This is a genomic window from Vibrio sp. MM46 (assembly GCF_027587135.1).
GTDB classification, from domain to species: domain Bacteria; phylum Pseudomonadota; class Gammaproteobacteria; order Enterobacterales; family Vibrionaceae; genus Vibrio; species Vibrio harveyi.
In genome coordinates this window covers 1-17,702 of sequence record NZ_JAPPTO010000039.1, presented here as the reverse complement: position 1 = coordinate 17,702, position 17,702 = coordinate 1, and the positions used below count along the sequence as shown (strand labels likewise).

The following is a 17,702-nucleotide window of genomic DNA, read 5'->3' as shown; positions in this document are numbered from 1 at the left end:
TATACGTAATATTAAATATGGGTGCTCGTTGGTCTGCATCATAACAAGACTGAATCAGGAAGAGGGCGAACCCTCTTCCTGTCCAGCTTACTTCACCATAGTTTCGTAGACAACGAAGCGTGCCAGAAAGTCGGTGTGTTCATCCTTGTAACGCACCTCACAAAGTGAGTCGCGGACAAGCCATAGTCCCACCAACACAGTGATACAAATCACTACTAATCCCGCTAAGGCGGTTTTACTTTTTGGCATTTTTCATTGCCTCCTAATGGTAAAGAGGCTAGTATTTGTATTGCTAGATACATATACGTTGCCTCGTTTGAATTTATAGTTCATTCGGGGCTTTGTATTTTCTACCACTTACAAAACAGGTTTTGCTCATGGTAGAAAACCAAGAGCACCCAGCAACATTCTAAAGCTTTTCTGCTTCTCTCTCTATCCTTTTGTTTCTCAAACCCATTTTAAATATTCTTTCTTAAACGTATGCGTACGAATAAGAGAGGAATTATTTATCACTGCTAAGTGATGTAGTTGTTTAAGTGTGTCAAGAAAAGTATCTTTTCCGAGATTTTAATTGACTGATATACCACGGCATACTTTTTTGAACCTAAGGTGTTTATTGTTTAGATGGGTTCAAATTAGTGTGCTGGTTTCAGCCTTGCTGTTGATGGTCGGTCTATATTGGTGCCGTTTCCAGTTGTAATCGATGCTCGATATTGGGTTCGAGTTGGGCGTTACCGCAAGCGGTCGGGCTTTTCGGCTACGCCTCGTATCGATAACTCAACTCAAGACGAGCTGGCGAATACCAGGTTCATGCTTCACTTGGTATTCGCCGGCTCTGTTCGTTTGAGTTCCTGTCACACAATCCCTAACGCAACTTCGCTATGCGTCTGAGGCGACGCGCTGCGCCTCGTTCCTCGTTACAAAAAACATCTTTCGTTTTAGTCTGCTAAGTGGCTGGTAATCGCACCTTACCTTCTCGTCAGTCATGCCGTTTCCTATGTGAGTTCCCATCTACGTCTCGTTTCTTCCTGTTAACCATCCTCAATCAGACCCTAAATGACAAGGTAAGGCAGAGCCGCTTCGCGCCCTTGTCATTTAGAACCATGCTTGAGGGCTGGACAGTCAGACGACGAAGATGAAAACTCAAACAAACATAGGAAACTTCACCATGACTGACTCAAACGTAATTTGCTCAACCATCACTAAGCAGCCTAAACCGACCAAGTTCTCGGACTTGGAGCCGAAGACTTCCTCTAAAGATGAGTTTTTAAAATCTTTTACGAGTCGTAAGTTACGTAAGAATGCGAAAAAGAAAATCGCTCAGTTACTTGCTTATGCTGACATTGTAACGCTAGAAACCCAATCTATGGGTATGGATGATTGTTTCCGTCACAATGGGCCTGTATCAATGCCTAAATCGGATTTTTGGGCGTGGTATGAGCGCGAATATTCGGACATGGTGATCCTCCCCCCCCCTTAGAAATGTCACATTAAGTGTAGAATCCGCACCTTAGGATTTTTTGCTTAAGATGCAGGAATGCTACTGACTATGAGCTCCCAAGAGCTGAAAAGCTCGAACTTATTCAACACGTTTGTGATGCATTCCACTGACAATCGGTTCTGAGAACAAAAAGAATGCCATTCATGGCATCACGATTATCGACCCTCTTTCGATGTGTACCGAGAGGGGGGAGTCTTTCGGATAGGTAACAGACGCTCAATTTTTGCCAAAAGGGCATCAGAGATTAGGTGTATTGTGTTGAACTCATTTACAATATTTTCAATAGGTGTTGATTTTACTCAGACAACACCTATTGAGATAGGTTCTTAGTTCCTCATTATGCGACAGAACCATTTTGTTTCCAACGATACTTAAATCCAACCTTCAGCTAGGTACATTAATCTTAATTGGCTAGGTGAACCAAGCTGCTCTAGGGCAAATATTTGTTCATCATTTAGATTTGGGCTTTTCTTTAAGTAAGTTTGTCCATTCGGTGTATCAAGAGGAAGTGTATAAGTTAAAATGGTATTGATTTCACTCGTTTTGCCTTGTTCAATAGCTTTTATTGCTGGCACTAACCAATCCCAATCTTCGTTTAATAGTTTTTTGAGTGCTCCATTAGCTATCGATTCGGTTTGAAGCAATTCTTTTCTCGTATCCGATCTCAATGATGACTGAGTACTTGGTATCAAGTGTTCACTAGCATCAGACCCTAGCATTTTTTTTAAAGTTAAACGAGCAGATTCCATATCCTGAACATCTCTCGATGCATTAACGGATGTCATAGATTCATCTTCTTTGGGACCAAGGTATGCCATTAAAGCACGCACTGACGCCGCGTTTTGCATACTAAAGGTAAAGTTTCCCTTGTTGTTAGATACTTCAATTCGAGGTAAAACTCCCGAAATATTACTCACATGTAATAAATCTTTCATTTCTTTATTTAACAAGTGGTTTCCTGCAAAGTTTAAAGCTGGTTTTCCTACGCTAGCAGCAGATGACGCTATGGAAGACATTGTGGAATTTTCTATTGTTTTCGTGAGTATTGAAAGCGGTTTTGGAGTGATAGCAACCCCTGAAACTCCAAAACCACCGCTTACACCAAGTTTAACTGTTGTCAAAGTCGCAGAAATAGCTCCTTCAGCAGATAATTTAGCATGTTCGAATGCTAATGTTTGCATCATGGGAATAGATAATTTTTTGTTCTTATTGGTTAATTTTGTAATTTGCTCCATTTGATGGAGGTATGCCTCAGAATCACAATGTTTCGATGTTTTATATAGGTTACGACCAATAGAAATCAGGCTCCCTACTCCTGGTAGGATTGCATTTAATAAAGTCGTAGGACCTTGAGTTTTTAACTTTTCTTTAGAAAAATTTAATAATTCAGCGCTAAAACCATCCATTTTCCCTGGGTAATGTTGCTCTAACATTATTTGTAAACGCGGATCCCTACCAATAATGTCAAACAGACTCTTCAGTTGTTGATAAGAACTATCATCAACCTTTATTTCTTCTAACAAATTGACGACCTCAAAAATCTTTCTTTCAGTCAAGGGCTCTCCTCTATATCCAGAAGGACTAACTAAAGAGAAAGCTAACAATGCAATATCAGGTTTCTCTTTTTTCAACAAAGCTTGTTTAAAATCTAAATGTGTTTTAATGTTTTCTTGGTAGAACTTCGGATATTTTGACTTTAATGCCTTTTCATTAATTAAAGTGAATTTTTGTCCTCGATGGAATGTAGATGGTTCTTTAACTTCTCCTTGTTTACTAATTACCCTGTCATCTTTTTGAGCTGCAATAAGGCGAAATTGCTCTAGTTCAGGGGAAAAACTTTGAGTATTCTTATTTATTGGATTAACCATGTATTTTTCCTTAAATTTGAAATGTATGATATAGTCTAGTATTAAATAGTTGGTTTACACCTTAAATTAATATCGAAATATGGATCGCTAGAATTGGACTTGTTCATTTTGGAAATTAAATCAAGAACGTTGGATATAACTTTTCCATCAATCATCTATCAGATGATAGTTAATTTTTGATATTTATTACCATGTAAAGAGAAATGCCATACGATAATATAAAAATAATTTAACCGTTTTTGTAATAAATGGATGTCAGTAGTGGTTTTTATTTTGTTATTTTTATGGCTATTATGGGCTTTGTTGCTCTAGGGATAAATTGAAGGCTGTTGAAAAAATACAGAAGAGTGAGTTCGTCCATTTCTAGTTGAAAATCCTCTCTACATTGAACACGCGATTCATGAAGCCGGAGTTCTCCCGTGCAAGAGTTTTATGTTCATCATGACGTAACCAAAAATCAAACAGTCCTTTGTTCAACATACGTAATGATTCGACCCCCTGAATTATTGACCTCGCTCGCTTCAGAATTTTGAAACCACCGGTACCTACAATGAGCTTCTTGAACGGGGCATGGTTGGATTCAATACCATTATTGAGATACTTTACTTGCCGCTGTTCGACATCCGGTCGAAGTCGTCCCCCTTTTTTAAGTGGGTAATCGCATTAGCATAGGAGGGATGCTTGTCGGTGTTTAATGTTTGAGGCTGCAACGCTTTTGGATAGTAACGCAGACACTGCTTCAAGAGCTGATAAGCCGCATCTTTATTACGTTTTTGTGAGAAGTCTCGTCTTGCTTGTTGATGGCTCGATACAGATAATGTTATTTACTTTTCATCGTCACATAGATTTCGTCGAGTTGCCATGAAGAGTCAGCTTGAATGAGTTGATGATGCCATAATTTTTATGTAGTGCAGGGGCATATTCAATGAACCATCGATAAATCGTTGAGTGGTGAACCGAAACCCCTCACTCCTACAGCATGTCGCTTAGGTTGGCGTAGCTCATTGGAGTAGAGCCATACCAACGCAAGCACCAAAGAATGACTTCAGAGGCAAAGTATTTCCATTTGAATTCAGGGTTGCTCATAACGTCACTAAATTAAGTGGGAAAACTGAAATCCTGAGCTTTAATTGAATTTTTGCAACAAGCTCCTTTTAAAATTGAAGTGTTAAGACTAATATATTTAATAATGTCAATTAAAAATACATATTTCAGATGATTATTTGCCTTGAAATTTATCTTAATGTTTAGAATTAAAATTTCGAACTATTAAGGACTTTCAATGAACTGGATGTATAGCTATGCTTTTTCCTTTTATTCAACTTTAACAATAAACACCTCTCCAAATCCTTTATTTTCTATCTGTACGAGCTTCCAAGGTGGGGATTTAACTATTACATTATAAACACCAAGCTTTTCATAGTCGTCAGGAACATATGTCCAGCCGGAATAACGGTTAGTATCATAGATTTTATATTTGTCATTTTGTCCTAATGTGGTTATCGCCTGATTAACTTTAATTTTCTTGAAGTATTCTTTTTCTTCGGCTTTAGCTTTTTTAAGATATCTTTGCATATCTAACAATAAGCGTCTTTTTTCTTTATCTCTTTCTTTCTTAGGTAGGCCAAACAACATATCATCAATCTCGGACATATCGAACACTTCACTAGTTGCACCACCATGAAAACCAATGATAGCTCTATTAGAAATGTACTTAATCTTACCTGCAGTAAAGACATAGTTTGCGCAAGATGAAAGGCAATAATCATTGACTTCTACACTCATCTTATTATCATAAACCCATCTACCCAGCTCAATACCTAACATGATATCACCACCGTCACTAGTTATTATTAAAGTATTCGGTTTCTCCTTGGCTCTTTCATAAAGTTTAAAAGCTAATTCGTTGCCTTCGGGTGATAATACTCCCTTATAGTAAATCGCATCGTTAGCTATAGTTACTTCAGTTAAATCTAACTCAGAATTGTTAGCATAAGCGAAAGAACATAGAGTTAAAGGGAGCGTTAATGCCAATAGTTTAGTTTTCATAAAGTATCACTCGTTTATGGGATATTTTCATAGACATTCGATTATTTGTATAAGTTCCAAATATGTTTAAAAAAATGTACATTACATAGTTCTTAACCATATCGAGTAACAAGCTGCATGATTTCGAAAGTACTTACTGAGTTCATGATTTATTTGGCAGTTACAATGGTAATGGATGATTACGAAACAAGAAAAAACACTAAGCTCAAGGGATCGGGAAAGCCAAAATGTTAAGAAAAAAACCGAGACGAAAACCGAAGTAGCGGATCATCTTGAAATGTTTATCCGGGATATGTTCTATGAGCCGACAAATCAACTCCTCAGCTGTTAAAGTCAGCCTCTCTTTTTCTCCACTCCGATGATTGAGGTATTCGAACGTCAGTTGTCCTCCTTTACTGTAGTGATGCAAGCGAGAGCCTGAGATTGGTGGACGCTTCAAGTAGCGGCCTAAATAATTGATTGTTTTATGCTGTTGGTCTGTCTTCTTTCCAAAATGCAGTTTCCAACGGCGGCGATATTGACTACGAAGAAAAGCGTGCCAATCTCCTTCATGACGAACGTAGGGGCAATCGTCTGCGCTTAAGTCAAGCTCTGAGTAATGTGAGCTTAAGAGCTGCGTAATCGCAGCTCACCAACACGCTTCTGTCACTTTGGCTTTGAAATAAATCGGCTTCCACAGCCCTGTTCGTTGGCAAATCCCTCCGCGTGTCGCTGATGCGTGAACATGACAATTCCAATTGAGCTTGCGACCGTAGGTATGAAGCGCACAGAAAACACCAATTTCTCCCCCTTGCTGTTTAGCCCAGGTCGTTAAAATGGTAGCTGCACACTTGAATAATCGATTAAGCAACCAGCGATTATGACGAAAGATAGGCCAGAGCGAACTTGGCGTAGTGAAGGTGATATGCTGCCATTCGCAGTCTGGCAGCACATGCTGTTGTTGGCGTATCCACCTTTCGGTGGATTTGACGCCACAACTGCTGCAAGCACGAGACTTACAGCTTTGATTGAGATATTTGGTGTAGGTACAACCGGAGTTTTTGCATTTGTAGAGACGCGACCCCATGTTCGTTGAGCCGTAAGCCATCATACGGGTAACGTTATCGACAACAACCTCTCTGATTTCAGAGATATGTTTGCTGAGATATATTGCCCAAGTGCCATTTCGAGCAAACAGTTGCCTGAGTGAGCGTAAGTGCATGAGGGGGGGGGTTATCGCTACTCTTCGCCAAATAGGTCCTCTTCATCGCAGAATAAATTTTCAATCTCTTCTGCAAAAGCCTGAGCTTGCTCCTCTATATCATCTTCACCAATCTCCCCTAGAGCGGCTAGGTGGTCTTGGCTGTATGTGAGGCAAGCCATTTTTAATGCTTGGTAAGCTTCTTCATCCTGAAGCTTCACGCTATCGAGGATTATCCGAGCCATAAAACTTAAAGCGTCCAATCGGCCTTTAGTATCATTGAGTTCAAACTGTAGCTGTTCTATTGATTCTTGAGGGGTAAGATACATGTGATTACCTTATATTTTCAATGAATTAAAGGTATTTAAAGTGGAATGAGTTCAGAGGTGAACTCTAAATTGTCAGTGCGTTGTAAGGGGTGAGTCTCTTTGCTTTCGAGCGTAGCTCGCTCAGGCGGCTATGCCGCCGGTTCATTGAACAAAGCTCACATTCACTTCACCTGACTGATGCAGCGAGCTGTTATGGGATAGGACTAGAAATGTGTCATTTTTGAGTTTAGAGGGCGAGCTGAAATGAAAGTATGTTACTAGCGTTTAACATTTGATAGAAAGCGGTAATTAACTTTCAGGCGAGAAATACAAAGTATTGAAGTGGAATATGGATGATTTTTGTCATTCTGTAGTAATCAGAGAATGGCAAAAATCACCCTAAATTTAGCTATTTAATCTGACTTTGATGTGATATACAAATCAACATTAAAAAGCCAATTTGAGAATCGTCACTTTGAATAAAATAATACAGTATTGTTATTTCATATGTTGGCAAAAAGATCATTAACTTTAAGTGATAGTGAATTCTTATAACAATAAATAGCCAGAACTCTTATAATGTGTTTGCTAAATAATAAGTGTTAACAAGTTGCGCATATGCAGTACAAGCCAGAAGACTCAATAAAAATAGCGATTGCAGACGTCAGTATCGGTATGTTCGTTACTGCGATTGAACAGAACAAACGTGTCAACCTCGCGAATGCTGGTCGTGTCTCTACGGAGCAGGGCATCAAAAAACTGCATGCAAGCGGCGTAAGGTATGTTTGGGTCGATCAGAAACTCTCAGCGCAGCAGTGCGTCTTTAATCCTGTTGAAGAAGTGCATGACATTACGTTGTCAGCTTCTGAAATTACGGCCACCTCTCAAATCCAACGAGCATTCCGTTCCCGCGAAGCGCAGCACAAGCGTGCTAAAATACTGATCGCGGAAGCGAAATGTTTAGCACAAAAGCTGCTGAGCCAAACCTTTGAAGGAAAAATACTTGAGGTCAACGAGATTGAATCGTGGGCCGATGACATGATTGACAGCGTATTCATTGATTCTGATGCACTCCAATGTGTATCAGCGCTGCGCCAAAAAGACAGTTACCTTTTGGAGCACTCAGTGAATGTCGCTTGTTTATTGGTTTCTTTCGGTAAGCATTTAGGGTTAGAAAAAGAGATGCTGAAACAACTTGCGATCGGCGGCATCATTCATGATGTTGGTAAAATCAAAGTTGATGATGAGATCTTGCATAAACCTGCTCGTTTAACGCCAGAAGAATTTGAACACATGAAACTCCACCAAGTGTTCGCAGGTGAGATCATTGTTGGCGTTAAAGGGTTGAGTAGCGTGAGTCGTGATGTGTGCTTGATGCACCACGAGAAACTTGATGGTACTGGTTACCCACTGGGCTTATCATGTGAGCAAATCCCGATGCATGGGCGCATGAGCTGTATCGTTGATATCTATGATGCATTGACGGCGGATCGCGTCTACAAAAAGGGCATGAGCTCGGCAGAAGCGTTTAAAATCTTATTGAGTTTGACGCCATTCCATCTTGATCCCGACTTGGTGTACAAGTTCATCAACTGCATAGGTGTGTACCCTGTGGGCTCGATAGTACAATTGAGTGATGGTCGAGTTAGCATTGTGTGGACATCCAACGATTCTCAACCACTTAAACCCATCGTGAAGTGTTTCTACTCGCGGAAGTACAAGCGTTACATCGATGTTGCTATGGTAGATTTAAAAAACAGCCCACATTCGGTTGAGAACGCGGTAGCGCCATCATCGTTAGAAGTGGATCCAAAACCTTTCTACGATTAAGCGAAATTAAGGCTGGTTCTTTACGATGTCCGTTGAGTAGCGAATTGCTTTACCAATATGTTGATTGTTACATTTAATGATTCTTCCCGTGAGCATTGGAAATTTTTGTTGTTAGCTCTAAACCACCTACTTCAGTAGGTGGTTATCATTTACTTCGGTTATGCCTTAATATCAATGTTGTTTATGTCTGCTCCGTATTTATCAGAAGCTAACTGAAGTACAGAAATTGTAGTTCTTCAATAAACTCAATGGCTTTGTTTTACTTCTACTTTTTAGCGACGTCATAAACTTAGTCACGAATAGGCCAAGTGAGACTGTGGTATTAAATCTAGACTCACCCCCCATTTTAGGGGGCTCACACAAAGCCACCTTCGTTAGAAGGTAATAATTTACTTTTCCCAAATTAGTCATGAGAATTCTTTGACCAATGAACATAAGCATGAACTCAAATCAAAAAAGCCGTAATATGTTCGTGACTTATAAATTGGTTATCTTGTCTCGTCCTGAAATGTGTTTACACATTGAGGACTAATTATGACAACTTCAAATACATCCTACATTAAGCGCACTCAGCGTGATTACACAATAGGCTTTAAATTACAGGTCGTTGATGCCGTGGAAAAAGGCGAAATGACCTACAAACAAGTTATGGTATCCAAGGTCGCTCAACCGTTTTAACTTGGCTAAGAAAGCATGGAAAAATGGATTGGACGCATAACCCAAGGGAGAACGCCATGTATAAAACTACAAAGCCGAATGAGTCACCCGCTCAAAAAAATAAAACGTCTTGAAAGAGAACTCGAAGACGAGCGGATAAGAAACCTGTTCTTGAATGAAGTCGTCGATATTCTTGACTCTGAGCATGGGACAAACCTGAGAAAAAAGTATCTTGCCAAGGAGCGAGAAGCCTTCAAAAACAGAAAGGACTCAGTTTAGCCAGAGTCTGCCGCTTATGTTGAATATCGAGACAAAGTGTTTACCAAAGAGAGAAACGAACAACTGCGCGGAAAATAGAAATCCAACCAGTAAAGGAAATGGTCCTAGAGTTGCGCCGTTATATGCCTCGAATTGGAACGAGAAAGCTACACTTTTTACTCAAACCAAAGCTGATAAGGGCTGGCATTAAACTGGGTAGAGATGCACTTTTTGACTACTTACGTCATGAAAGGCTTCTTATTCGACCAAAGCGCAGCTATACAAAGACAACCAACAGTCGTCTTTGGATGAAAAAGCATCCTAACTTGCTTAAGGAGTTTAGGCCTAGTCGCCCCGAAGAAGTATTAGTCAGTGACATTACTTTTGTTCAATCAGACGAAGGCGTCCATTACTTGTCACTTGTGACAGATGCATTTAGCCGTAAAGTTATGGGATATGAATTGAGTAATGAGATGAAAGCAACCGATGTTGTAAAGGCATTACGTATGGCGATAAAAGCTCGCCAATATCGGTGTCCATGTATTCATCATTCAGACCGAGGGCTCCAATATTGCTCAAGCGTCTACCAAACGCTGTTAAAAGTTGGCGATATAAAACCATCAATGACCGATGGATATGACTGTTATCAGAACGCGTTAGCAGAGAGGGTCAACGGGATACTAAAGCAAGAGTTCTTACTTCATAGGAGTCGGAATATCGAAGATCTCAAACAGCTAGTAAAGCAGTCCGTTAGTATCTATAACAATATGAGACCGCACCTTAGTCTCGGGATGAGAACCCCAAATGAGGTGCATGACAAAAGCCAACTGCTGGGGCAGTTGGCTTAGTGTAAAACTGTCAACGTATTTTAGGACGAGACATCTAATTAGTAATGATTAGAATCTTCAGGAAATTGCTGATGTGCTTTTTATTTGCGAACTCACAGTTTGATAACATGTTGCAAATTTTATTAAATTAATCAACAAAGCTCATTGAGTGAGATGATGAAACTGATGGTTTAAATCATTTTTATTTAAGTAAATTGCGCGTAAAATATAATATTTCATTTATAATGAGGTGCCTATGTTAAAGTATGTTAAGCTTAAATGGCAAATAATGTTGCCAGTTTTGGGTTTGTTTGTTGCTGTTCTGATTTCCTTTTCAATTGTTACATCTTTAATTACTGAAAATAATCATAATATATTTGATTCTTTTGATGATGTTCTATCAAAAGAGGAAGCGATATTTTCAATTGTTAATAAAACCTACGATATAAGACTTGAGTTACGTTCAGCTCTTTTTAAGGATGAGGAAAATATCGCTACAAAAGTAGATAAATGGTTTGAAAGTATACAAGTGGATATTGAAGAGCTTAAAGCTCTTTCCCACTCGAAAGAAGCAGTAAAGAATCTTGATGAGAATCTTGAAGTCTACCGAGATTATGCTCGGGTTATACAGAAAAATAAAGAAGCGTACAAGGATGGAGAACTCAATGAGATTGAATGGAGTAAATATAATAGTGACTTCACAGCATCAGGTCGAGCTCTAATTTTAAATTTGCAAGAAATGACAAAACTGGTTAAAGAACTTTCAAATGAACAAGTTACGAATTCTAAAAAAAGTACACAAACTCTGATTCAATGGTCAGTTATGGGGTTAGTAGGTATCTCATTCGTGGTTTTTGTTTTTGCTATCCAGTTATCAGGCTTTATTGTGAAGCCAATAAAGAATGTGCAATCTGTAATTCAGAAGCTTGCTTCTGGTGATTTTAATCAATCTGTTGATGATTCAGGTAAAAATGAAATCTATCAACTTGGTAAAGATTTAAACGAAACAATAGAGAGTGTACGTACAACAGTATCTGCCTTAATTGACATGAGTAGCGAAGTAGCCGCTGCTGCAACAGAACTTTCTGCAATTACAGAACAATCTGAACTTAACTCGGTCCAATCGGTGAACGAAATTGCTTTGGTTGCTACGGCTATAACTGAACTATCTAGCACTGCGGACAATGTTAAAGATAACGCAATATTTGCAGATAACAAAGCTCGCGATATTGATGCAATCACAGACCATGGATTTACTTTATTTGAGCAAAGCGCTAGTGCATTTAATGAGGTAGGTAACTCTTTAAATGAACTTTCTGCTGTTGTTTCTTCTGTAAAAGAGCACTCAGATAGAATTAGCACAGTTATAGACGTTATTCTGTCTATTTCAGAACAGACTAATTTACTTGCTCTCAATGCTGCGATCGAAGCTGCTAGAGCGGGTGAAAGCGGACGGGGTTTTGCTGTCGTTGCGGATGAAGTGAGAATGCTCGCTAAGAGAACATCAGATTCTACGTCTGAGATACAACATATTATCGAAGATCTACAATCCTCGTCTATATCTGCAAGTAGCAGTATGGCATCAAGTTTAACTCTTATGTTGTCGACACAAGAATTGAACAAAGAGGTTAATGAATCTCTATATCAGATTAGGCAAAATATGTCTGAAATCACTGATATTAATACTTTGGTGGCGACAGCTTCCGAGGAACAATCTCAAGTAACCAATGAAATTAGTAATAATATTGTTAATATTTCTAATATTTCCGAGCAAGAATCAGCTTCTTTGAGTCAAAGTAGCTCAGCAAGCAGAGAGTTATCGTTGTTAGCGGAAAAACAAAATGAGATGCTGTCATTCTTTAAAGTTTAATTTGTATTAATTCTAGAGTGTCCTGAATTCTGTGTAACTGTCTAAATTTAAGCCTTAAAAGCTAAGGATGGACAGTATGGATAAGAAAGCACTTGAAGTTTTTGCTTGTGAAGTGGCGAAGTCAATTAAGACTGAATCTGAGCTTGATGACTTCCGAAAAATGTTAACTAAGGTGACCGTTGAAACAGCGTTAAACGTCGAACTTGATGAGCACCTTGGTTATCATAAACACCAATTTAGAACCAATTCCAATTCTCGTAATGACTGCTCAGGCAAATCAATAGAGCTATTGTCAAATGTGGTGTATGGAGATCATGCAGTAGCCTGTTGAAGAGTCTCCATTTCTTTCACTCCATCGATGAAGCGAACATCTTTCACAACATCCGCTAGGAGTGCAAAACCTCGTAGACGACGCTACTTCGTCTCTGCACTGCGCATTAACTTGTAGGCCATCACCAACGTAAAGTATTTATCGAACATTTCTCGCTGCCAATACCCGTCCTTGGCGCTAGAGCGATCACGTCAACGCATAATGCTTTCAACTTCCTCTAATCTCACGGCTTTCATTTCTTTCTTCTCCTGTGTTGTTGCTGTCAGTTTGTGACGGTTGCATGTTCGCGTACAGGGAATTTCATCCCCCCCCCCCAAATCCCTTGCTAGATATTGTTGGCTATTTTTTATTCTATTTGTTTGTTTGTATAATAACAAACGTACAAACAAACCTTAAACGTAACAAAGGAACGTAACATGGCTAGAGAAAGAGCTTTTTCAGATCAGCAAGTCATAGAAGCAGCAAATGCGCTTTTAGTTGAGGGTAAAAACATCAATGGAACGTCACTGCGTAACAAACCATCACTCATCAGGAGTTACCGCCAGAAATCGCAGAGCGATTGTCGGTAATGATTGGTGATGTTGAACAGCTTGTTCACCAGATCAACGACCACGCTCACTACACTGTTGAGCTGCGTCTTAACCAAGCGATTGCAGAAGCAAACGAACGTGCCGCTAACGCAGCAAAGCGCGAAGCGGAATCGATCCAAGAACAAGATAAAGCGTTCGAGCAGCTAGAAGATGCGCTTGAAACGAATACTGATTTACAAGAACAGTTAAAGTTGGAGCAAAAAGAGAGCAGTCGTCTCAATGCTGCGTTGAATGTTGCTCAGAGTGAAACGAAAGCTGCGCTCGATACCGTTGCGGAACGTGATGAACGTCTAGCTGAGATGCAAAAACAGATCGCATCAATGCAAAAGCAGCTAAATATAGCTGAATCGGACAAAGCGAAAGCTCAAGGTCAAGTTGAGTCACTAAACAAACAACTATCAGAAACAGGTCAAGAGCTAAAAACAGCACTGAATAACCTCTCTTTGTCGCAGCAAGCGCAAGCGAAGTCTGAAAGCCAAGTCGAACAGCTAAACAAGCAGTTAGAAGGGAAGTCAGAGGAAATGACGAAGCTGAACGCAAGCCTGAAAATGTCCGAAAAAGAATTGGGTTCGCTGCAAGGGCTGGTTGGTTCATTAACTGAACAGATGGCTAATCAAAAGGTTGCTAACGACCAGTTACAAGGCAAGTTCGACGAAGAGAAAGCAGCACATATTCGCGCTGAAAGTTGCATAGAAAGCTTAAATACAGAACTTAATAAGAAGAATGAAGCCCTCTTAGAGACCCAAGCTTCTCTTGGTGAAGCTCAAAAACTGAGTGCGAAGCTAGAAGGTCAATTAATGCAGTATCAAAAGAAGTAAGCGAATGTTGAAATATTCACGCCTTAATCGTATGCATATGAATAAGAGGTAAATTATTTATCTTACTAAATGATGCTGTTGTTCTGGTGCGTCAAGAAAGAATCTTTCCCGAGGTTTTAATTGACTGATGTACCACGGCAGACTTTTTTGAACCCAAGGTGTTTATTGTTTGGGTGGGTTCAAATTAGTGTGCTGATTTCAGCCTTGTTGTTGAAGTTCGGTCTATGTTGACGTCGTTTCCAGTTGCAACCGATGCTCGATATTGGGTTCGACTTGGGCGTTACCCTTCGGGCAGGGCTTTTCGCTAGAATCTTCCATCTATGGGCTAAGATCTTCATCCCCCTGAAAAGTCACAAGTGCCTTCCCAGGGCGTGAAGCTCTAAAGCCCCTATCTGCAAGGATATCGCTACAACCCTGAACGCCTCCGCTACTGCGTAGCTGCGCCTCGTCGTTGCCTTTCACTGCCTGACATTAAGTTCGAGTAAGGGTTGGTTTTTTATGCGCCGATTTTCCTTTCTACTCGCATCACATTACGGGCTCGCAAGCTGTTTAACCTTCTCTCAACACAACCTGTCTTGCAAGGGAGGCTTCGCGCTGTATCCCTAAAGCAACAAGCTGCTAAGGGCTACTAGCCCCTTGTCAAGCCAGAACGATGTTGTGAGTGCGGACAGCTAAGCGGCTCCGGAAAGTGATACTCAAACGAAAAGGAAACTCAATATGGCGCAACAAAGCTCAACCCTAACTCTCTCTAAATGCCAAACAGCGACCAACGTCTCGCCGTTGGATCGCGAAAGCCCTCCTAAAAATGATTTCTCTTTGATTCAGCGCAAGCGTCAACGTGATCTGAAAATTTTAGACCGATTAAGAGAAATTCATGGATTGAAGAGAAAGCCTGTTCGCCATATTAGATGTAACCCTTTGAATTATGTTTGTACCGCTACTGCATGTATCGACCTTAATCGTATTTAATCAAACCATTCCACAGAGGCATAACAATGAGATATTTATCAGATTACACCAATGAAAAACAAACCGTTTTATTTGACCAGTTAGGCGCATTTTTTGCCTTTTCAAATGAACAATTTAACGCAGCGAAAAAAGAGGGGATCAAATACGTTTCACTTGGCTTTGGCATGATCGTGCCAGAGAGTAATGCGAGTGCTTTAGTCGAAAAGCTAGACGAGATCCAAAAGGAAGGGATTGCGCAAGATATTGCCGAAAATGGCATCAAAGCCATCATCCGCCGTGAGCTATTCAATCACGAGTGTTTTTACACCAATGATATTTTTGACTGCGTTGAAAAGCTTGAAAGCTACGACGTTTCATACGATGAAGTTTATGAGGTGTTTAACCACATCCGTAAAACCGAAGATGTGTATTAAGCACATATAAAAACGCCTAGATATTTGCACTAACAAATATCTAGGCAGTGTCCACAATTAAACTTACTCAGGATCTAAAAATGAACGAGTTAAATATTATCCCAACCAAAGAACAATTGAAAGCACAAACTTACGTTTGTACGGCAGAACCATTTGATTTAGGCAAGGTGGTGATCACGCAAGGCATTGACGCTCTATTACGTGAAAATATCGGAGCAAGTCTGCGCGTCTGTTTAATTCGTCACCAAAATGGTGATTGGGGAAATATGCCAATTGAAGATAAGATTTCAAATGATGAAGCCACAAAAACAGGTGAGCGCATTATGTCAGGCTATCGATTGTGCGATAAACAGATTTGGATTATTACCGAGTGGGATCGCAGCGTGACGACGGTATTATTACCGCATGAATACTAATTACAAAATAAACTAAAACCAAATCCAGTCAATGACTGGATTTTTTGCGTTTGATTTTCTGATTTTTCGTTTAGGTTTTAAAAATCGAATCGCACTTATTCATAATAAACGATGAGGCTAAAGCGAGTATAGGTGTGATATGAATAAGTGTTCGCTGATCACGCTGTTTTTTTCTTTGTCATCCGACTATAACCCTCATTTTGTGTTGTCAGTATTGTGGAACCATCACAATAATAATGAGCTTGTTTTTATTATCGAGTCATCAAGGTCTAGCAGGATGGAGGGTATTTTGTGGTATGGTGAATTCTGAACCTTTCTTTAGATTTCTATTATACTGCTATCGTGCTTCTTACTCACCTCGTGAGCGCATTCTCTACTCGTCACGCCGCTCCTCATGGTAAACTGCTTTGAGTTTTTGCATTTATTTATTTATGTCATTTGTTGTGGTTGTGTTATGAAATTTAAAATGATCTTTGTTTTTCTAGTTCCCTTTCAAACGTCTGCTTTTTGTTTTGATGAGGCTGGACAATATTATAATGTATCACCAGATTTATTAAGGGCGATTTCTCAAGTTGAAAGTAGCCTTGATCCGGCTGCTTATAACGAAAATAAAAACGCTGCGGGTAAGATCACTAGCCGTGATTTTGGGTTGATGCAAATTAATTCAATCTGGTTTAGCAAACTTGCTGATCTTAATGTGAACGAGAAGAATGTCTATGAGCCGTGTTTTAATGTGTCATTAGGTGCTTGGGTATTAAGTACGAACTTTGCTACTCACGGCTATAACTGGAACAGCATAGGCGCTTATAATGCAGGGTTCTCCAAACGTACCGAGAACGCCAGAAAAATATACATCCAAAAAGTCCAATCTGTTTATTATTCCGCAAAAGTTAAATAACCATCATTGCACTATTGTGGTGCAATGATGGTTATCATCTTCTCTTCCTTCTCTTCCTTCTCTTCCTTCTCTCTCTTCGTTCCTGCGTCTGACTCTTCTTGCTGTTCCCTATTCAGTCGCCATGGGTACGGCTTTTTAGCTTTGCACTGGTCAGTTGTTTCCAAGTTGATCCATTGAATGCTGATGTTGTCATCTTGACTTTTCTCTTTCTCCGAAAGCGACCACACCCCACGGCGCATTGATTCCAATGCGAATGGTTGTCTGTGAAAAATATAAAGACAATAAAAACAATGAGTTACAAAGTCACGCTAAGGCAAAATGACCATCAAAAAAATTTTCAAAATCTCAACTAATTAGCCGACAAAATCCAATGTGACTTTACATCATTAATGCATTGATTGTACTTAATCCCTTATTGCTAAAGGGCTGGAAAGGTGTTTAAAGCATATGTAATGTATGATTGATTTGAGTGTAATTAAGCTATTGTTTTTGAATAAAAATAAAGGTTTATTTCGTTGTGGAGTGATTTACATGTAAGGTGAAAGTAATGTATATTTACAGCGTGTATTTGGATGTAAAATGAAGAGAGGAGCACAGGATTATGGCAAAAGCTTTTTCAGTACAGAGTTACATTCGGGGTAAACTGGAGCAAGATTTCAAGACGTTCAGAGATAGAGAAAAGTTGGGGGATGCCGAAGCGGTTAGGCAGCTTCTAACGTTAGCACTGCGTATTAAGCTGAACGATAAGGAAGATGATCGTCCGTCTAACCGTGAGTTGATGGAGGAGATGTACTTGCGGATCAGAATGATCCAAGGGATTGGAAATTTAACCCATACTCAAAGTTTTGATGGCGTTGCATTTCATGAAAATAAAAAGGATGCAACTGAAATGCGCAGTTTAGTTTCCGCTGATGTGGAA

General features: G+C 39.7%; 15 protein-coding genes and 6 pseudogenes. 12 read left to right on the top strand and 9 right to left on the bottom strand.

The window, feature by feature from the left end; genetic code table 11:
- Positions 1-87 precede the first annotated feature (87 nt).
- Entirely contained in the window at positions 88-249 is a 162-nt protein-coding gene (locus OH459_RS26370) for a Hok/Gef family protein (protein ID WP_017191368.1), read from the bottom strand.
- Between the two features lie 919 nt (positions 250-1,168).
- Between OH459_RS26370 and OH459_RS26365 the strand changes: the two genes are divergently transcribed.
- Positions 1,169-1,480: a hypothetical protein gene (locus OH459_RS26365; protein WP_050926490.1), complete on the top strand. Its 312-nt coding sequence runs from the start codon at positions 1,169-1,171 to the stop codon at positions 1,478-1,480.
- A 118-nt stretch (positions 1,481-1,598) separates the two neighbouring features.
- Here the strand turns inward: OH459_RS26365 and OH459_RS26360 are convergent.
- The 6 genes and pseudogenes from OH459_RS26360 to OH459_RS26335 all read right to left on the bottom strand — a co-directional run.
- Positions 1,599-1,769 (bottom strand): annotated as a pseudogene (locus OH459_RS26360) (transposase); the annotation flags it as partial.
- Between the two features lie 103 nt (positions 1,770-1,872).
- Positions 1,873-3,369: a hypothetical protein gene (locus OH459_RS26355; RefSeq protein ID WP_050926491.1), complete on the bottom strand. Its 1,497-nt coding sequence runs from the start codon at positions 3,367-3,369 to the stop codon at positions 1,873-1,875.
- 363 nt (positions 3,370-3,732) lie between these two features.
- A pseudogene (locus OH459_RS26350) lies at positions 3,733-4,455 on the bottom strand (IS6 family transposase).
- A gap of 228 nt (positions 4,456-4,683) precedes the next feature.
- Positions 4,684-5,418 (bottom strand): peptidase, encoded by a 735-nt coding sequence (locus tag OH459_RS26345; RefSeq protein WP_050926409.1) that lies wholly within the window; start codon positions 5,416-5,418, stop codon positions 4,684-4,686.
- A gap of 250 nt (positions 5,419-5,668) precedes the next feature.
- Positions 5,669-6,619, bottom strand: a pseudogene (locus tag OH459_RS26340) (IS91 family transposase); the annotation flags it as partial.
- A 17-nt stretch (positions 6,620-6,636) separates the two neighbouring features.
- Positions 6,637-6,927: a hypothetical protein gene (locus OH459_RS26335; RefSeq protein ID WP_050926408.1), complete on the bottom strand. Its 291-nt coding sequence runs from the start codon at positions 6,925-6,927 to the stop codon at positions 6,637-6,639.
- Between the two features lie 597 nt (positions 6,928-7,524).
- Between OH459_RS26335 and OH459_RS26330 the strand changes: the two genes are divergently transcribed.
- The 4 genes and pseudogenes from OH459_RS26330 to OH459_RS26315 form a co-directional block, all read left to right on the top strand.
- Positions 7,525-8,736 carry an HD-GYP domain-containing protein gene (locus tag OH459_RS26330; RefSeq protein WP_269989520.1) on the top strand — a complete coding sequence of 404 codons (1,212 nt, stop codon included), beginning with the start codon at positions 7,525-7,527 and terminating at the stop codon, positions 8,734-8,736.
- Positions 8,737-9,270: 534 nt separating this feature from the next.
- Positions 9,271-10,499, top strand: a pseudogene (locus OH459_RS26325) (IS3 family transposase).
- Positions 10,500-10,734: 235 nt separating this feature from the next.
- Positions 10,735-12,348 (top strand): methyl-accepting chemotaxis protein, encoded by a 1,614-nt coding sequence (locus OH459_RS26320; RefSeq protein ID WP_237358040.1) that lies wholly within the window; start codon positions 10,735-10,737, stop codon positions 12,346-12,348.
- 76 nt (positions 12,349-12,424) lie between these two features.
- A pseudogene (locus tag OH459_RS26315) lies at positions 12,425-12,631 on the top strand (transposase); the annotation flags it as partial.
- 29 nt (positions 12,632-12,660) lie between these two features.
- Here the strand turns inward: OH459_RS26315 and OH459_RS26310 are convergent.
- Positions 12,661-12,810, bottom strand: a pseudogene (locus OH459_RS26310) (IS256 family transposase); the annotation flags it as partial.
- A 285-nt stretch (positions 12,811-13,095) separates the two neighbouring features.
- On the opposite strand from OH459_RS26310, the gene OH459_RS26305 reads away from it, so the two are divergent.
- The 6 genes from OH459_RS26305 to OH459_RS26280 all read left to right on the top strand — a co-directional run bounded on the left by OH459_RS26305 (position 13,096) and on the right by OH459_RS26280 (position 16,783).
- Positions 13,096-13,248, top strand: a complete 153-nt coding sequence (locus OH459_RS26305) for a hypothetical protein (protein WP_253260649.1) — start codon at positions 13,096-13,098, stop codon at positions 13,246-13,248.
- On the top strand, positions 13,248-14,087 hold the full coding sequence (locus tag OH459_RS26300; protein WP_253260648.1) for a hypothetical protein: 840 nt from the start codon (positions 13,248-13,250) through the stop codon (positions 14,085-14,087). The genes OH459_RS26305 and OH459_RS26300 overlap by 1 nt, the downstream gene beginning before the upstream one ends.
- A gap of 717 nt (positions 14,088-14,804) precedes the next feature.
- On the top strand, positions 14,805-15,056 hold the full coding sequence (locus OH459_RS26295) for a hypothetical protein (RefSeq protein WP_050907597.1): 252 nt from the start codon (positions 14,805-14,807) through the stop codon (positions 15,054-15,056).
- Between the two features lie 26 nt (positions 15,057-15,082).
- On the top strand, positions 15,083-15,469 hold the full coding sequence (locus tag OH459_RS26290) for a DUF7659 family protein (protein ID WP_050907598.1): 387 nt from the start codon (positions 15,083-15,085) through the stop codon (positions 15,467-15,469).
- A gap of 80 nt (positions 15,470-15,549) precedes the next feature.
- Positions 15,550-15,885 (top strand): hypothetical protein, encoded by a 336-nt coding sequence (locus tag OH459_RS26285; protein ID WP_050926420.1) that lies wholly within the window; start codon positions 15,550-15,552, stop codon positions 15,883-15,885.
- 454 nt (positions 15,886-16,339) lie between these two features.
- Positions 16,340-16,783: a lytic transglycosylase domain-containing protein gene (locus OH459_RS26280; RefSeq protein WP_301182675.1), complete on the top strand. Its 444-nt coding sequence runs from the start codon at positions 16,340-16,342 to the stop codon at positions 16,781-16,783.
- Positions 16,784-16,794: 11 nt separating this feature from the next.
- Here OH459_RS26280 and OH459_RS26275 read toward each other — a convergent pair whose 3' ends face one another.
- The gene (locus tag OH459_RS26275) at positions 16,795-17,022 is read right to left on the bottom strand and encodes a hypothetical protein (protein WP_110416486.1); all 228 of its coding nucleotides are present in this window, start codon (positions 17,020-17,022) and stop codon (positions 16,795-16,797) included.
- 362 nt (positions 17,023-17,384) lie between these two features.
- On the opposite strand from OH459_RS26275, the gene OH459_RS26270 reads away from it, so the two are divergent.
- Positions 17,385-17,702 (top strand): hypothetical protein (locus OH459_RS26270; protein WP_269989519.1); only part of this gene is annotated, 318 nt, incomplete at its 3' end.

Excerpts from the sequence above, each read along its gene's own strand:
- OH459_RS26365 (WP_050926490.1), top strand. The coding sequence starts at position 1,169 with ATGACTGACTCAAACGTAATTTGCTCAACCATCACTAAGCAGCCTAAA.
- OH459_RS26305 (WP_253260649.1), top strand. The coding sequence starts at position 13,096 with ATGGCTAGAGAAAGAGCTTTTTCAGATCAGCAAGTCATAGAAGCAGCA.
- OH459_RS26335 (WP_050926408.1), bottom strand. The coding sequence starts at position 6,927 with ATGTATCTTACCCCTCAAGAATCAATAGAACAGCTACAGTTTGAACTC.
- OH459_RS26295 (WP_050907597.1), top strand. The coding sequence starts at position 14,805 with ATGGCGCAACAAAGCTCAACCCTAACTCTCTCTAAATGCCAAACAGCG.
- OH459_RS26320 (WP_237358040.1), top strand. The coding sequence starts at position 10,735 with ATGTTAAAGTATGTTAAGCTTAAATGGCAAATAATGTTGCCAGTTTTG.
- OH459_RS26280 (WP_301182675.1), top strand. The coding sequence starts at position 16,340 with ATGAAATTTAAAATGATCTTTGTTTTTCTAGTTCCCTTTCAAACGTCT.
- OH459_RS26300 (WP_253260648.1), top strand. The coding sequence starts at position 13,248 with ATGATTGGTGATGTTGAACAGCTTGTTCACCAGATCAACGACCACGCT.
- OH459_RS26370 (WP_017191368.1), bottom strand. The coding sequence starts at position 249 with ATGCCAAAAAGTAAAACCGCCTTAGCGGGATTAGTAGTGATTTGTATC.
- OH459_RS26275 (WP_110416486.1), bottom strand. The coding sequence starts at position 17,022 with ATGCGCCGTGGGGTGTGGTCGCTTTCGGAGAAAGAGAAAAGTCAAGAT.
- OH459_RS26330 (WP_269989520.1), top strand. The coding sequence starts at position 7,525 with ATGCAGTACAAGCCAGAAGACTCAATAAAAATAGCGATTGCAGACGTC.
- OH459_RS26290 (WP_050907598.1), top strand. The coding sequence starts at position 15,083 with ATGAGATATTTATCAGATTACACCAATGAAAAACAAACCGTTTTATTT.
- OH459_RS26345 (WP_050926409.1), bottom strand. The coding sequence starts at position 5,418 with ATGAAAACTAAACTATTGGCATTAACGCTCCCTTTAACTCTATGTTCT.
- OH459_RS26355 (WP_050926491.1), bottom strand. The coding sequence starts at position 3,369 with ATGGTTAATCCAATAAATAAGAATACTCAAAGTTTTTCCCCTGAACTA.
- OH459_RS26285 (WP_050926420.1), top strand. The coding sequence starts at position 15,550 with ATGAACGAGTTAAATATTATCCCAACCAAAGAACAATTGAAAGCACAA.